The 16511-nt window shown below is 35.9% G+C and carries 14 protein-coding genes, 1 pseudogene and 1 riboswitch; of the genes and pseudogenes, 14 read left to right on the forward strand and 1 reads right to left on the reverse strand.

The window, feature by feature from the left end:
• The first annotated feature begins 2 nt into the window (after positions 1-2).
• The 3 genes from BSU00_RS00745 to BSU00_RS00755 all read left to right on the forward strand — a co-directional run bounded on the left by BSU00_RS00745 (position 3) and on the right by BSU00_RS00755 (position 2292).
• On the forward strand, positions 3-947 hold the full coding sequence (locus BSU00_RS00745; RefSeq protein WP_105002697.1) for a 1-aminocyclopropane-1-carboxylate deaminase/D-cysteine desulfhydrase: 945 nt from the start codon (positions 3-5) through the stop codon (positions 945-947).
• Positions 948-1178: 231 nt separating this feature from the next.
• Positions 1179-1745 carry a glucosaminidase domain-containing protein gene (locus BSU00_RS00750; protein ID WP_233188529.1) on the forward strand — a complete coding sequence of 189 codons (567 nt, stop codon included), beginning with the start codon at positions 1179-1181 and terminating at the stop codon, positions 1743-1745.
• Positions 1746-1776: 31 nt separating this feature from the next.
• Positions 1777-2292 carry a gamma carbonic anhydrase family protein gene (locus BSU00_RS00755; RefSeq protein WP_105002698.1) on the forward strand — a complete coding sequence of 172 codons (516 nt, stop codon included), beginning with the start codon at positions 1777-1779 and terminating at the stop codon, positions 2290-2292.
• A 143-nt stretch (positions 2293-2435) separates the two neighbouring features.
• Here the strand turns inward: BSU00_RS00755 and BSU00_RS00760 are convergent, their stop codons facing one another.
• Positions 2436-2876, reverse strand: a complete 441-nt coding sequence (locus BSU00_RS00760) for a hypothetical protein (RefSeq protein ID WP_105002699.1) — start codon at positions 2874-2876, stop codon at positions 2436-2438.
• 153 nt (positions 2877-3029) lie between these two features.
• Here BSU00_RS00760 and BSU00_RS00765 point away from each other — a divergent pair, with 153 nt between their 5' ends.
• The 11 genes and pseudogenes from BSU00_RS00765 (at position 3030) to BSU00_RS00815 (ending at position 16511) form a co-directional block, all read left to right on the forward strand.
• Complete coding sequence (locus BSU00_RS00765) at positions 3030-4007, forward strand: endonuclease/exonuclease/phosphatase family protein (protein WP_105002700.1); 978 nt, start codon at positions 3030-3032, stop codon at positions 4005-4007.
• A 102-nt stretch (positions 4008-4109) separates the two neighbouring features.
• Positions 4110-4226, forward strand: a riboswitch (SAM riboswitch).
• 127 nt (positions 4227-4353) lie between these two features.
• Positions 4354-5646, forward strand: a complete 1293-nt coding sequence (locus BSU00_RS00770) for an O-acetylhomoserine aminocarboxypropyltransferase/cysteine synthase family protein (protein WP_105002701.1) — start codon at positions 4354-4356, stop codon at positions 5644-5646.
• A gap of 33 nt (positions 5647-5679) precedes the next feature.
• Positions 5680-9077, forward strand: a pseudogene (thrA, locus tag BSU00_RS00775) (bifunctional aspartate kinase/homoserine dehydrogenase I).
• 55 nt (positions 9078-9132) lie between these two features.
• Complete coding sequence (locus BSU00_RS00780; RefSeq protein WP_105002702.1) at positions 9133-10299, forward strand: PLP-dependent aspartate aminotransferase family protein; 1167 nt, start codon at positions 9133-9135, stop codon at positions 10297-10299.
• A gap of 27 nt (positions 10300-10326) precedes the next feature.
• Positions 10327-10734, forward strand: a complete 408-nt coding sequence (locus tag BSU00_RS00785) for an Rrf2 family transcriptional regulator (RefSeq protein ID WP_105002703.1) — start codon at positions 10327-10329, stop codon at positions 10732-10734.
• Positions 10735-10911: 177 nt separating this feature from the next.
• Positions 10912-11166: a DUF2061 domain-containing protein gene (locus BSU00_RS00790; RefSeq protein ID WP_105002704.1), complete on the forward strand. Its 255-nt coding sequence runs from the start codon at positions 10912-10914 to the stop codon at positions 11164-11166.
• Positions 11167-11177: 11 nt separating this feature from the next.
• Complete coding sequence (locus tag BSU00_RS00795; RefSeq protein WP_105002705.1) at positions 11178-11786, forward strand: phosphoadenosine phosphosulfate reductase family protein; 609 nt, start codon at positions 11178-11180, stop codon at positions 11784-11786.
• An 11-nt stretch (positions 11787-11797) separates the two neighbouring features.
• Positions 11798-12703 carry a sulfate adenylyltransferase subunit CysD gene (gene cysD, locus BSU00_RS00800; protein WP_105003377.1) on the forward strand — a complete coding sequence of 302 codons (906 nt, stop codon included), beginning with the start codon at positions 11798-11800 and terminating at the stop codon, positions 12701-12703.
• A gap of 75 nt (positions 12704-12778) precedes the next feature.
• Positions 12779-14026, forward strand: coding sequence for a sulfate adenylyltransferase subunit 1 (locus tag BSU00_RS00805; protein WP_105002706.1), 1248 nt, complete (start codon positions 12779-12781; stop codon positions 14024-14026).
• A gap of 5 nt (positions 14027-14031) precedes the next feature.
• Positions 14032-14379 (forward strand): 4Fe-4S dicluster domain-containing protein, encoded by a 348-nt coding sequence (locus BSU00_RS00810; RefSeq protein WP_105002707.1) that lies wholly within the window; start codon positions 14032-14034, stop codon positions 14377-14379.
• 29 nt (positions 14380-14408) lie between these two features.
• Positions 14409-16511, forward strand: coding sequence for a HEPN domain-containing protein (locus tag BSU00_RS00815; protein WP_105002708.1), 2103 nt, complete (start codon positions 14409-14411; stop codon positions 16509-16511).

Consider the following 16511-nt stretch of genomic DNA (forward strand, 5'->3'; position numbering starts at 1 on the left):
AAATGATGTTTAACTGGTCTAAGCTTTCTATAAACCAACCTGTATTTTTACCGCTTTTACAAGAAAAAAATGTGTCGTTATTTGTGAAGAGGGAAGATAAAATACACCCCCATATTTCTGGAAATAAATTCAGAAAATTAAAGTACAATATAGCAGAGGCTCAAGAGCAAAATAAAAATGTCATTCTTACTTTTGGGGGTGCATACTCCAATCATATTGCAGCCACAGCTGCTTTTGGTAAATTAGCAGGTATACAAACCATTGGAGTTATTCGAGGAGAAGAGTTGGGATTAGATTTAGAGAGAACGCTACAGAAAAATAGTACCCTAGCTTTGGCGTGTAAAAACGGAATGCACTTGACCTTTATTTCTCGTACTTGTTATCGTAATAAAACTGCTACCTCTTTCTTAAAATCCTTATCCGATAGGTTTGGAGATTTTTATGTGATTCCGGAAGGTGGTACAAATGCATTAGCAGTTAAAGGTTGTGAGGAGATACTTTCGACAGACGATTCAAAATTCGATTATATTTGTACTGCAGTTGGAACAGGAGGCACCATTGCTGGTCTTATAAACGCAAAAACTACATCACAAAAAATACTTGGTTTTCCTGCATTAAAGGGCGATTTTTTAGCAAATGAAATTTTAGATTTCGTGCCAAACCAAGATGGATGGTCTTTAGAAAATACGTATCATTTTGGTGGCTATGGTAAAGTATCTGAAGAATTGATTACATTTATAAATAATTTTTTTAGAGAAACCAGCATTTTATTAGATCCGATTTATACGGGAAAGATGATGTATGGCGTTATAGATTTGATTAAAAAAGATTATTTTCCGAAAGGGAGTAAAATCCTGGCTATTCATACCGGTGGCCTACAGGGCATAGCCGGAATTAATACAAAACTGCAAAAGAGAAATTTGCCCTTAATAATTAAAGAATTATAATCGTATGAATATTAAAATATGTAGTGTCCTTTTGGTGGTTTTATATTTTTTCACAAGTTGTGGATCTTCTAAAAAAGTAACATCTACTGCGACAAGTAAAGTTACGGTAGTGGATACGGCCTCCAGATCTTCCGAGGTACCAACAGTGAAGCAAGTGGTTCCCAAGAGCACAACAACGAAAAGCCACACCGTTGCGTATATCGAAAAGTTTGCACCAATAGCTATAAAAAAATGCAAGAGTATAATATTCCTGCGAGTATTACTCTTGCACAAGGAGTTTTAGAGTCGGGTAGTGGAAGAAGCCCTTTGGCTATTCGTTCTAACAACCATTTTGGAATAAAATGTCATAAAGGATGGGAGGGGCATAGCGTTACCCATGATGATGACGAAAAGGGAGAATGTTTTAGGAAGTATAAATATCCAGAAACCTCGTATGAAGATCATTCTAAGTTTTTGATTTCTCGAAAACGATACGCTAGTTTATTTCAGTTAAAAAATACAGATTATAAAGGTTGGGCATATGGCTTAAAAAAGGCCGGATATGCAACAGATAAAAAATATCCTCAAAAGTTAATTTCAATAATTAACAAGTATAATTTAACCCAATACGACAAAATGAAAACAGCTGAAAAGGTTTCTTTTGTTCCTAGAAAATCAATTGGTAATTATTACAAGGTGCAAAAAGGAGATACTTTATATTCTATTTCTAAAAAATTTAACATATCAGTGGAGAAATTAAAAGAAGTAAACGGTCTTAAAGGAAACACCATACAAATAGGACAGCATTTATTGCTTTAATTTTAATCCCTCTTAAATAGAGTTAAATACAATGCCTATAATTCAGCCGGTGCGAGGAAAAGCACCACAAATTCCAGAGGACTGTTTTGTTGCAGATAATGCTACCATAGTAGGCGATGTTTGCCTTGGAAAAGAGTGTAGTATTTGGTTTAATGCAGTTCTGCGCGGTGATGTTCATTATCTAAAGATTGGAAATAAAGTCAATATTCAAGATGGTGCAGTCATTCATGCAACCTATAAAAAATCACCAACTACTATAGGGGATAATGTATCTATCGGTCATAATGCTATTGTGCACGGATGCACAATTCACGACAATGTTTTAATCGGTATGGGTAGTATTGTTATGGACGATTGCGTGGTTGAGTCGAATTCGATTATCGCTGCTGGCGCTGTGGTAACTAAAAATACTAGAGTTGAAAGTGGAAGTATTTATGCAGGAGTGCCTGCAAAAAAGGTGAAAGATATTTCTAAAGAATTGCTTGTAGATGAAATTGAACGAATAGCAACCAATTACGTAACCTATTCTAGTTGGTTTAAAGATTAGAGGTTCTATTGGTATGTATTACTATTTAATTCTCAATCAGAAAAGTAAAATTTAAAAGCTCGGAGGTTACTCCGAGCTTTAATTAAAACTAATCAAATAACTAATTAACCTTAAGGCCAATTAGTCCATCACTACTAATTATCTTACTTATCTTTATTTTGTAACTTTTTTCTTCTTTTCATTTTTCCTTTCTTACGCAATTGATGCATTTTTTTTGCTGCTGTCTTTTCAAATTTCGCATACTGCTCGTCTTTCAAAATGCGTTTCATCTCTCTTTTAAAAGCAATTTGCTGGTCTAGTTTCGCATTCATAGCTAGATATCGTTCTTCCGAGTTAAGCCTCTTTTTATTGGCTTTCAGTTCTTTTCTTCGTGCTATCATTTTATTCCTTGCAGCCATTCGTTGCGAAATTATCGGCTTAATTTTTTCCTGCTGCGCATCAGAAAGATCGAGGTTTAAAGTCATTTTTTTTACTGCCAATTCAGTCTGCTGCGCCAAAGTCATTTTATTTTTAGAATAGTCCTGTGCAGCAATTGAGCTGGTTAAACCAATAGCTACTATCCATAAACCAATTACGTTTTTCATCTCTTTTAAAATATTTTAGTTACAATTATAAGACCATATAGCTCTAAAAAGGTTTAAATTTGAGCTTGTTTTTAACATAGTTTTAAGTTTTTGTTTTTTGTGAATTTACACAGTTTAAGACTATAGGTGTCTAATTATTAAATCTTTACAGGTATGAAGAGTTTCGTTGCATATTTTTTGAAATTTTTACTTTTGGTAGCATTACTATTTGTTGTTTTCTATTTCTGGGCTTCTGCACCTAATTTGTCTAAAGATGAGTATACTAGCGTAATACGTCAAGAGTATTCCAATGCTACATCTAACGACTCCATCCTAACAATTGTTACCTATAATATTGGTTACTTAAGCGGAATGACTAATAATAGAGCTGTAGACAAACCAAAAGAATTGTTTACCAATAATTTGCAAACAGTAAAAGAAAATTTCAGAGCATACAATCCTGATATTATTGCATTTCAAGAGATTGACTACGGTGCGGCACGGTCTTATGAAATTAATCAAGAGCAAGAAATTGCAACCTTAGGATACAATTATATCGCCAAAGGAATTAATTGGGATGAACGTTATTTACCATTTCCATATTGGCCACCCAGGATGCATTTTGGGAAAGTAATTTCAGGGCAATCTGTACTCAGTAAATTTCCCGTAAAAGAATACCAACGAATTGTTTTAGAAAGGGTAGACGATACTCCTTTTTACAGAGATGCTTTTTATTTAGATCGTTTACTCCAAATAGTAACTCTTGATATTGCGGGAAGAGACCTCGTGGTAATGAATGTACACTTGGAAGCATTTGATATTCCAACACGACGAAAGCAACTACAAAAAGTAATGGATGTTTTTACAAAGATTGCTCGAGAAAAACCAACCATACTGCTTGGCGACTTCAATAGTGACCCACGATATGAAAATGCAGCCATTCAACAATTATTGCAAAATACAGCGGTAGGCATTGCCGCATTTTCGGAAGATTCGTATGCAATGACCTTCGATACGCAACGGCCTATGGAACGTTTAGACTATATTTTTTACACAAAAAAGGATATAAAATACATAGAAGGGGAAGTTTTAACACAATTTGGTCAGGCCTCTGATCACCTGCCCGTAGCGATGAAATTTTCCTGGAAATAAATGTCATTGCACATAGTTTTTTAAAAAAAGTAAAATTTGTTAGGTTATTAAAATTTAATTTTGAAATATTTGTACTCGTAAAAGTTCAATTACTTATTGACGATGTTATCAAGAAAGGTGGAGGGATTAGACCCTGTGAAACCTTAGCAACCCTTTGCAATTGCAAAGAAGGTGCTAAATTCTACCCAAGTACATATATTACTTTAGGATAGATAACGAAAAGATTTTTCTCGTTTCAAGAGAATTATCTACCATTTCTTTTTAACATTTTTCTGATAAGCTACATCCTTTGGGGTGTCTTTTGACTTTTAATTTAATTTTAAATTAACTTAAAAAAACAAGAAAAATGAGTGCACAAAAATTCGCAACAAACGCATTACACGCAGGACACGATGTAAAACAAACCGGAGGTACACGAGCGGTACCAATTTACCAAACTACTTCCTATGTTTTTGATAATTCGGAGCATGCAGCAAATTTATTTTCTCTAAAAGAGTTAGGGTTTATTTATACCCGTTTAAACAATCCTACCAATCAGGTTTTACAGGAGCGTCTTGCTGCTTTAGAGGGAGGAATTGGCGCCGTTGTATTTGCTTCAGGAACGGCAGCAATCGCAACGGGGCTACTTACTTTATTAAAAGCAGGAGATCACATAGTAGCTTCTAGTAGTTTATACGGAGGAACCTATAATCTATTGAATGTTACCCTACCTAGGCTTGGAATTACCACTACCTTTGTAGATGCCAATGACCCGGAAAACTTTGAAAAAGCAGTACAAGAAAATACTCGTGCTTTTTTTGTGGAGTCTCTTGGGAATCCAAAGCTCGATGTTTTAGATCTTGAAAATATTTCAAAGAAAGCTAAACTTGCAAAAGTTCCATTTATCGTAGACAACACAGTAGCAACTCCAGCCTTACTCAACCCGATTGCACACGGCGCAAATATTGTAATTCATTCACTAACGAAATACATCGGTGGGCAAGGAAATTCCCTAGGAGGGGTTATTGTAGATGCGGGAACTTTTGACTGGTCTAATGGAAAATTTCCAGAATTTACAGAACCATCTGCAGGATACCATGGCTTGGTTTACCACGAGGCTTTAGGAGCAGCCTCTTATACGTTTAAACTTATCTTAGAAGGTTTACGCGATTTTGGAGGGGCTTTGAGCCCAACCAACGCTTTTCAAATTTTACAAGGTTTAGAAACACTTGATGTACGAATAAAAAAGCACAGTGAAAATGCATTAGCATTGGCACAATGGTTAGAGCAGCAAGAGGAAGTTGCTTGGGTAAATTATCCTGGGTTAGAGAGCAGTAAGTATAAAAGTTTAGCAGATAAGTATTTGCTAAAGGGAAAAAGTGGAATTGTCACTTTCGGTGCAAAAGGTGGATATGAGGCTGCCAAAGTCATAGCTGATAATACTTCTTTATTTTCCTTACTGGCAAATATTGGAGATACGAAATCTTTAATAATTCACCCGGCAAGTACAACACACCAACAGTTAGATGGAGACGCGCAAAAAAGTTCTGGAGTAACTGAAGATTTAATTCGCTTATCGGTAGGGTTAGAGAATATTGATGATTTAAAGTCGGACTTAATTACTGCTTTTTCCAAAATTCCAAAAGAAACATTAGTGTAAAAAAATCGTATTCTAAAAAGTACTTCTCTTTTCATGAAGCAATTGCAACATATAGAAATTAAAAATTATACTACGGAGAGTGGAACTCTATATTCTAATCTATCTTTAAGTTATCAGTTGTTTGGTAAGAAGCTGGGTTCTGCTCCTGTGGTATTGATTAATCATGCGCTTACAGGGAATAGTAATGTAGCAGGAGAAGATGGATGGTGGAACGATTTGATAGGATCGAATAAGGTTATAGATACCAATGCATATTCCGTTTTATGCTTTAATATACCTGGGAATGGATATGATAATTTTGTTATCGATACCTATAAAAACTTCATTGCTCGTGACATCGCTAAACTCTTCTTAATAGGGTTAAAAAAGCTACAAGTTGCTAAGTTATTTGCTCTAATCGGAGGTTCTTTAGGTGGTGGTATAGCATGGGAAATGGCAGTTTTAGCACCGCAAATAACATCCCATTTAATCCCCATAGCCACCGATTGGAAATCAACCGATTGGTTGTTAGCCAATTGTCAAATTCAGGAACAGTTTTTATTAAACTCTAGTAATCCTGTACACGATGCAAGGATGCACGCTATGTTGTGCTACAGAACACCTGCTTCTTTTAAAAAGCGTTTTCAAAGAACTATAAACGAAGAGTCAAAGCTTTTTAATGTGGAAAGTTGGTTGTTGCACCACGGTAAAAAGTTACAAGAACGCTATCAGCTTGCCTCGTATAAATTGATGAATCAATTATTACGATCTATCGATGTAACGAGAGGAAACGGTAATGTGGCAGTTTTAGAAACTATTCAGGCGAACATCCATATAATAGGTGTAGATTCTGATTTATTCTTTACTGCTGAGGAAAATCGAGAGACCTACAAAGATCTGGCCACTGTGCATGCGAATGTAACCTATAACGAAATTAATTCAGAACATGGACATGACGCCTTTTTGATAGAATACGAACAATTAAAAAAGATAATAGAACCAATATTTCAAGAGCAATTAAAAACGAAACGAATGAAAGTAGTAAAGTTTGGCGGAAAATCGTTATCCAATGATGGTATTCATGCGGTAATTTCCATCATAGAAAAGAAAGTAATAGAAGGAGAAAAATTAGCGATTGTGGTTTCTGCAAGAGGTAATGCAACCGATATGCTTGAGGAAATACTCGAAAAAGCGGCGCAAAATGAAGCCTATATAGAACAGTTAGAGGCTTTTAAATATGAACAAACACAGATAACCCCTTTATTAGATTTCTCTGAGGAGTTTACCCGATTGGAAGAATTGTTTGCAGGCGTAAATTTGCTTGGAGATTACAGCGCAAAAACTAAAGATGAGGTCTTAGCACACGGAGAGTTGCTATCTATAAAAACAGTAACCGATTTATTAGAGCAGAAGGGAATTAATGCAAACGCTACCGATGCAAGATATTTATTGAAGACCGATGCTACTTTTGGAAATGCCCAGCCGATACTAGATTTGTCGCAAGAAAAAGTTACTGCCTATTTCAATAAATACAATGGTACTACAGTGAATGTAGTTAGCGGTTTTATCGCATCTACCGAAAATGACGAAACCACAACTTTAGGAAGAAATGGCAGTAACTATACCGCTTCTTTATTAGCAAACTATTTGGATGCAGAAGAACTTCAAAATTATACGCACGTCGATGGTATTTTTACTGCGAACCCGGATTTGGTAACCGATGCGAAAAAAATCGAGGTATTGTCGTACTCTGAGGCCAACGAGTTAGCGAATTTTGGGGCAACTATTTTACATGCTAAAACCATTATTCCGCTATTGGAGAAAAATATAAATCTGAGAATTTTAAATACGTTCAATCCGGGAGATAAAGGAACCTTAATTACAGCGAAAAGTGATGCCAAAGGAATTAAATCCTTATCCGTTTTAGACAAGGTAGCTTTATTAAATTTTGAAGGTAGAGGGCTCTTGGGTAAAGTTGGAGTAGATGCTAGAATTTTTAAAGCCTTGAGTCTTGCAGGTATCAGTGTAAGTATTATTTCACAAGGTTCTTCAGAACGTGGAATTGGTTTGGTAGTGGAAAAAGATCAAGCTACGAATGCGGTTTTGGCTTTAGAAAAAGAATTTGAGCAAGATTTTTATACGAAAGATGTAAATAAAATAACTATAGAAGAAGATGTTGCAGTGATCTCTATAATAGGACAAGATTTAAGTGAATTTCATCATCCTTACAACGCATTAATAAAGAATCAAATAATACCTTATTGTTTAATAATACCATATCGGGTAAGAATGTTTGTTTAGTGGTTAAGAAAGCGCATTTGCACAAAGCTATTAATGTAATTCACGGACAAGTTTTTGGTATTGCCAAAAAGGTTAATATAGCTATTTTTGGTAAAGGACTTGTTGGAGCTACTCTAATAAAACAAATACTCGACAATACAAATGCAATTTTAGAAAAGCGTAAAATCCAACTCCAGATTTTTGCGATTGCTGGTAAAAATCAACTAGCACTTCATAAAAACGGTCTGGATAGTTCTTGGAAAGAGCAGCTAGAAAATTACAGCGATACTAGTACTGTTGCCGATACTGTTATTGCCTTTGCTAAAGCACACCACTTGGAGAATTTAATAGCAGTAGACAACACAGCCAGTATTGATTTTATTACTGCTTACAGTAAATTGATTGCCTCTGGTTTTGACTTAGTATCTTCTAATAAAATAGCCAATACTACTTCCTTTAGTTTTTATAAAGACCTACGCAACAAACTTGCGTATTTCAATAAAAATTACTTGTATGAAACCAATGTAGGCGCTGGGTTACCACTTATTGATACCATTAAACTTTTGCACGCATCTGGAGAGAATATTACCCGAATTCGCGGGGTTTTTTCAGGTTCCTTAAGTTATATATTTAATCGTTTTTCGGCTACAGATGTTCCTTTTTCTCAGGTGTTGCAGGAGGCGATAGAAAAGGGGTATACCGAACCAGATCCAAGAGAAGACCTATGCGGAAATGACGTCGCTAGAAAACTACTCATTTTAGCAAGAGAATTAGATTTAGAAAATGAGTTCGAAGATATTCATATTGAAAATTTAATTCCGGAAGCGCTGCGCAAAGGAACTGCTGCAGAATTTTTAAATGCTTTACCTATTTTAAATCAAACTTTCGAAGAACAGAAAAGTAGCCAAAAGCCAAAGCACGTTTTGCGATACATCGGTGATTTGTATGGAGATTTACAACAAACAAAAGGGGAAATGGCAGTACAACTTGTTTCTGTTCCTGAAAACTCTCCATTGGGAAGCTTACAGGGTTCCGATGCTATTTTTGAAATATACACGGAGTCTTATGGCGCACAACCCATTGTCATTCAAGGGGCAGGAGCAGGAGCAAAGGTAACCGCTAGAGGCGTATTTGGCGATATTCTTCGGCTTGTAACATCGACCAATTACTAGTGTATTAGCACTACCCATTTTTATAAAAAACTTTATTGAAATACGATATTTTAACATGACAAATCAATTTGAAACAAATGCCATACGAACGCAAACCGAAAGAACTCAGTTTTCGGAGCATTCCACTCCTTTATACCTAACTTCTAGTTTTGTATTCGATGACGCAGAAGACATGCGAGCTTCTTTTGCAGAGGAAAAACAGAAAAACTTATACAGCAGATTTTCCAATCCTAACACAAGTGAATTTGTAGAAAAGCTGGTACAAATGGAAAAAGCAGAAGTAGGATATGCTTTTGCTACAGGTATGGCGGCTGTTTTTTCTTCTTTTGGTGCCTTATTGAATGCAGGAGATCATATTGTAGCATGTCGCTCTGTTTTTGGATCAACTCATAGCTTATTCACTAAATATTTTCCAAAATGGAATATTGAAACAAGTTATTTTAAGGTAGACGAACCAGAGAGTATTGAAGGCCTTATACAACCAAATACTAAAATTTTATACGCAGAAACTCCTACTAATCCAGCGGTAGATGTAATTGATCTTGCACTACTCGGAGAAATTGCTAAGAAACATAATTTATTGTTGCTTATCGACAATTGCTTTGCATCGCCATACTTACAAAATCCAATAGATTTTGGAGCTGATTTAGTGATTCATTCAGCTACAAAACTAATAGATGGTCAGGGAAGAGTTCTTGGAGGTGCGGTTGTGGGCAATGCAGACTTGATTCGAGAAATTTATCTTTTCTCGAGAAATACAGGTCCGGCAATGTCTCCTTTTAATGCATGGGTACTTTCTAAAAGTTTAGAGACTCTGGCGGTTCGTGTAGATAGGCATTGCGAAAATGCACTGCAGGTGGCAAAATTTTTAGAAGATCACCCAAAGGTCACTACAGTTAAATATCCTTTTTTAGAATCGCATCCCCAGTACGAGATTGCTAAAAGGCAAATGCGATTAGGAGGAAATATCGTGGCTTTTCAAATAGAAGGTGGTGTCGAAGCAGGTAGAAAATTTTTGAATGCGATACGAATGTGTTCCTTATCTGCAAATTTAGGAGATTCAAGAACTATTGTAACGCACCCTGCTTCTACAACACATAGTAAACTAAGTATTTCTGACAGAAATGAAGTAGGAATAACCGATGGTTTAGTGCGTTGTTCCGTTGGACTAGAAAGTATAAAAGATATCCTTTTTGATTTAAATCAAGCGCTAAATGCATAACATATAAATAAAGTGTATTTTTGTGATATGCTTTCTAAAAAAACGAAATACGGAATTAAAGCCCTAACGTTTATCGCTAAACAAGAAAAGGGAACTAAAGTACAAATAGCAACTATTTCCGAAGAAGAAAATATTTCCCATAAATTTTTAGAAAGTATATTACTTACACTTCGAAAAGCGGGTTTACTAGCCTCTAAAAAAGGCAAAGGTGGTGGTTATTACCTGCTAAAAGAAGCTGCGGAAATCAAAATGACGGATGTCATCAGAACTTTGGAGGGACCAATTGCAATGGTGCCATGTGTAAGTTTAAATTTTTATGAAAAATGCGACGATTGCCCGGATGAAGAAGCGTGTTCCGTACATAAATTAATGATTCAAGTACGAGATAATACGTTACAAGTTTTGCGCAATACCACACTGTCAGATTTAGTGTAGCGCTTGCATAAAATATTATCTCAGGAATTTGATTTCTTGGTGTACACAGTCTTAGTTTTTAATTTTTAGCAAATTTAAATTTATTGTTAAATTTTTAATTATTTCTTGTAGAAGTAAAAAGAGAAAGTATATTTGCACATTAATAACCTAGTAACCCGATAGGGTAAAGCTATTAAAATGATAATTGAACAATTTATAGAAAATAAAAAAACTAATCCCGCAAGTAATTCCCATGAAAAACCTCTGCGAAGTCTTTTAAAATCCATTAGCTGGCGTATCGTTGGTACCATAGATACTATTTTAATCGCCTGGATAATAACAGGACATCTAAACACGGCTTTTTCCATTGGAGCAATTGAGCTGGTAACTAAAATGCTTTTGTATTTTTTTCACGAAAGAGTTTGGAATGCTGTTAAATGGGGTAAAAAATAAATACAAGAACAATGAATATAGATGAAATTAACCAACAGCTTCAACATAAGTCTCCTCGTGAAATAGTTGCGTGGGCATTGCAGCTCGGAAAGAAGTCGGTAGTAACAACGAACTTTAGGCCATATGAAAGTGCAATTTTACATCTGGTAACCAAACAAAAGAAAGATATCCCTGTATTGTGGTGTGATACTGGATATAATACACCACAAACGTATAAGCATGCAGAGTTACTAATTGAAAGTTTAGCCCTTAACATACATCTTTATGTACCGAAGCAATCTGTAGCGCATCGCAATGTAGTCCTTGGTCTTCCAGCAGTTGATGACATAAATCACAGTTTGTTTACAGAGCAAGTGAAGTTAGAACCCTTCCAAAGAGCCATGAAGGAACACACGCCAGAGGTTTGGTTTACCAATTTAAGAAAAGGACAAACTGCTTTTAGAGATACCATTAATGTGGTTTCTATAAGTAAGGATGGAGTTTTAAAAGTTAGTCCATTTTACCACTATACGGATGACCAGTTAGAAGCGTATACTACGGTACATAAATTACCAAATGAGTTTAGCTATTTCGATCCTACCAAAGTGGCAAATAATAGAGAATGTGGTTTACATATATAAAAAATTTAATTATGAATACAAATAGTATACATGTTGGTGCTTTAGAGAGTGAAGCAATTTTTATTCTACGTGAAGTAGTAGCGCAATTTGAAAAACCTGTACTTCTATTTTCTGGAGGTAAAGACAGTATTACATTGGTTCGATTAGCGCAAAAAGCATTTTACCCCGCAAAGATTCCGTTTCCGTTATTGCATATTGATACTGGTCATAATTTTCCGGAAACTATAGCCTTTCGAGACCGCTTAGTGGAGGATTTAGAGGTAACCTTACTGGTTCGTAAAGTACAAGATACTATTGATGCAGGTAAAGTTCAAGAGGAAAAAGGAAAGTATGCGAGTAGAAACATGTTGCAAACCGAAACGCTTTTAGATGCAATCGAGGAATTTGGTTTTGATGCTTGTATTGGTGGGGCGAGAAGAGATGAAGAAAAAGCACGGGCTAAAGAGCGTATTTTTTCCGTAAGAGATGATTTCGGACAATGGGATGAAAAAAATCAAAGACCAGAGTTATTCGATATGTTAAATGGAAGAATTGATTTAGGACAAAATGTAAGAGTATTTCCAATTTCAAATTGGACAGAGCTCGATGTTTGGTCCTACATTCAACAAGAACAAATCGAAATACCATCGATTTATTTTGCTCACCCAAGAGACACATTCATTAGAGATGGTCTTATTTGGTCTGTGAATGATGAGGTTGTTTTTCGAGACGAAGAAGAACTTGTAGAAAACCGAATGGTTCGCTTTAGGACGGTAGGGGATATGAGTTGTACAGCTGCTGTCTTGTCTGATGCTACTGATATTGCAACTGTTGTAGATGAAATTCGAATGTCTAGCCTATCCGAACGAGGCGCAAGAATAGATGATAAAAGATCGGAGGCTGCAATGGAGAAACGAAAGCAACAGGGGTATTTTTAAGATACCAATTATCAAAAAATAAAAACTAATACCTGTTTGGTAGGCCAACAGCCGAATAGGAAATAAAATTCTAAAATGAACGTACTAAAAATAGCAACAGCAGGGAGTGTTGATGACGGAAAGAGCACACTAATAGGACGTATTTTATACGATACAAAATCTTTAACTGAAGACAAACTCGATGCCATAGCAGCAAAGAGTAAGCAACGCGGATTTGATTATTTAGATTTTTCTCTTGCAACCGATGGTTTGGTCGCGGAAAGAGAACAAGGAATTACAATTGATGTTGCTCATATTTATTTTTCAACCCCAAAAACCAGTTTTATAATAGCAGATACTCCGGGCCATATTGAGTACACGAGAAACATGGTTACAGGGGCATCTAATTCGCAAGTTTCTATCGTATTGGTAGATGCTAGAAACGGGGTAGTAGAGCAAACCTATCGCCATTTTTTCATCAATAATTTACTGCGTGTAAAAGATATTATAATTGCCGTAAATAAGATGGATTTGGTAGATTATTCAGAGGAAAAGTTTAATCAAATTAAAGGAGAAATTGAATATCTGGCTGCAAAAAGTGGCTATCAAAATCAAAGGATAACATTTATACCTATTGCAGCGTTGCACGGAGATAATGTGGTGAATAGAGCAGCACATATCGATTGGTATACCGGAAAGAGTTTATTGGAGTATTTGGAAGACATTGAAACAGTAGAACAATCCGAATCGACAACAGCTCGTTTCCCGATACAAACTGTAATTCGTCCTAAGACAGATGAATATCACGATTTTAGAGGATATGCCGGCAAATTATATGGAGGAGATTTAAAGATTGGTGATAGGGTCACTATACTACCGTCTAATATCACTTCTACTATTAAAAATATTCACTTTTTTAACCAAACGTACGCCATAGCAAAGAGGGGAAGTGCTATTGCAATTACGTTAGAAGATAACGTGAATATAAGTAGAGGTGATATGGTAGTAAAACAGGGAGAAGAGCCAAGACAAGTGCGAGAGTTGGAAGCTACTATTTGTTGGATGGATAAAGCACCTTTAAAAGCCTCTCAAAAATATTTTATTCGGCATGGCGTTAACGACGCTCAAGTAAAAGTTTCTGCTATATCCGCCATTATTCCAACGGATTTTTCCGAAGCTACAAAGGATCCTAAGCAACTGGAATTGAATGAAATTGGGGCGGTTAGTTTGAAAGTAAGTAAACCATTATTTATTGATAGTTACTCTGAAAATAAAGAGAATGGAGCCTTTATCCTTATTAATCCAAAAAACAATACCACTGCTGGAGTGGGGTTTGTAAACTAATCGAAATGGCAATAATTATTACAGATGAATGTATTAACTGTGGAGCTTGTGAACCCGAATGCCCTAACACAGCCATATATGAAGGAGCAGAGGATTGGACGTACAGTGAAGGAACTGAATTATCGGGGACTGTAAAGTTTACCGATGGAAATATTTTGGATACAAACGCATTAAACAAACCATTATCAGATGATTATTACTTTATAGTTCCTGATAAGTGTACCGAATGCAAAGGTTTTCACGAAGAACCCCAATGTGCCGCAGTTTGTCCGGTCGATTGTTGTGTACAAGACGACGATAGGGTAGAGACAGAAGCAGAATTAATACAAAAACAAAAATTTTTACATGGATGAACAAATTGTTCATTAAATAATAATGTAGTATGCAAAGTTTTAGAACAGAAATCGAAAATCCTGTTGTAGAAAAAGATATTCTAGAATTGGAACGAAAAATACGCTTGTTTAAAGAAGGAAAAGTAGATGAAGAACGCTTCAGAAGTCTCCGTTTAGCCAGAGGTGTCTACGGACAACGTCAACTCGGAGTACAAATGATTCGAATTAAATTGCCCTATGGTAGAGTAACAAGTGAACAACTACATCGAATCGCGAATGTTTCCGATGAATATTCAAGAGGAAGATTACATATTACTACCCGACAAGATATTCAAATTCATCACGTAAGTTTGGATAGAACCCCCGAATTATGGGCGCAACTTGAAAAGGATGATATAACACTTCGTGAGGCTTGCGGAAATGCAGTTCGAAACGTGACGGCCTCAGAAACGGCTGGTATAGATGTAAACGAGCCTTTTGATGTAACGCCATATGCACATGCAACTTTTGAGTTCTTTCTTCGAAATCCGATTTGTCAGGAAATGGGTAGGAAATTTAAAATTTCTTTCTCAGCAACAGAAGAAGACACAGCGCTCAGTTTTATGCATGACCTTGGTTTTATAGCTGCTGTTAAAAAGGTAAATGATACCTGGGTGAGAGGATTTAAAGTAATGCTGGCTGGAGGTTTAGGTTCCCAGCCACGTCAGGCGGATGTAATGTATGAATTTCTTGAGGAGGATTTGTTACTCCCAACGATAGAAGGAGTTCTTCGCGTTTTTGATCGTTATGGTGAGCGTTCTAAACGAGCAAAAGCAAGGCTTAAATTTCTTCTTAAAGAAATAAAAGTTGCGGGTTTTTTGGCTCTGGTAGAGAAAGAGCGAAAAGCACTTCGTTACCAAACTTATCTCGTTGACGTTTCTCGATTTGAGGAAGAAGTTTCCTTTGAAACAGAACAAGCTCCAATCTTGCAAATACAAGATGAAAAAGCTTTTCAAAAGTGGAGAAATAGCAATGTAATTCCACAAAAACAAGAGGGATTGTTTGCTATCGGAATAAAAGTAAAATTAGGCGATTTTTATACCGATAAAGCTAGAATATTAGCAGATTTAATTCGGAAGTACGCGGCTAATGAATTGCGATTTACCTTACGTCAGAATATTTTAATTCGCCATGTTAGGGAGGCATTTTTACCAGTTTTTTACCAAGAACTTTCCAAGTTAGGTTTTACGGAATTAGGGTATAATAGCACGGCAGATATTACTGCTTGTCCTGGAACAGATACTTGTAATTTGGGAATCGCAAGTAGTACAGGAATTGCCGCTGAATTAGAGCGTATCATTCAAAAAGAATACCCGCAATATGTAAATAATAAAAATCTAACGATTAAAATTAGCGGATGTATGAATGCTTGCGGACAGCACAATATGGCTCATATTGGTTTTCAGGGCATGTCTATTAAGGTTGGTGCACTTTTAGCACCTGCATTACAAGTTTTAATTGGTGGAGGTAGCTTGGGGAATGGGGCAGGAAGATTCTCGGATAAATTAGTTAAAATACCAAGTAAAAGAGGACCAGAAGCCTTACGAATTTTACTCGACGACTTTTCAACTAATAAAAAAGAATCGGATAGTTTTCTAAATTATTACGATACTAAAGGGAAAGGATATTTTTATGAAATATTAAAGCATTTATCAGATACGACCACACTTACATCAGACGATTTTATCGATTGGGGTCATGATGAAAATTATGTAAAAGCGATTGGCGTTGGAGAATGTGCGGGAGTTGTGATTGATTTGGTGGCGACCTTACTTTTTGAAAGTGAAGAAAAGTTAGAAAATGCCCAGCAAGCTTATAATGATAGATTATGGTCAGATAGCATTTACCATTCGTATACGGCAATTTTGAACACCGCTAAAGCTATACTAACCTCTGAAGGAGCAAAAACAAATACTCAAGCCATAATAGTAACGAATTTTCAGGAGCTCTTTACAGCGACTGGAAAAATAGTTTTATCGGAGTCGTTTTCAAAATTAGTGTATCAGATAAATCAGAATAGACCTTCTGAAGCCTTTGCAAAAAAATACCTAGCAGAGGCAAAGGAATTTTACCAAATAGTTGATGCGTATAGAAAAGCAGTAGTTGAAAATTAA

The organism is Tenacibaculum sp. SG-28, from assembly GCF_002954385.1.
GTDB lineage: Bacteria > Bacteroidota > Bacteroidia > Flavobacteriales > Flavobacteriaceae > Polaribacter.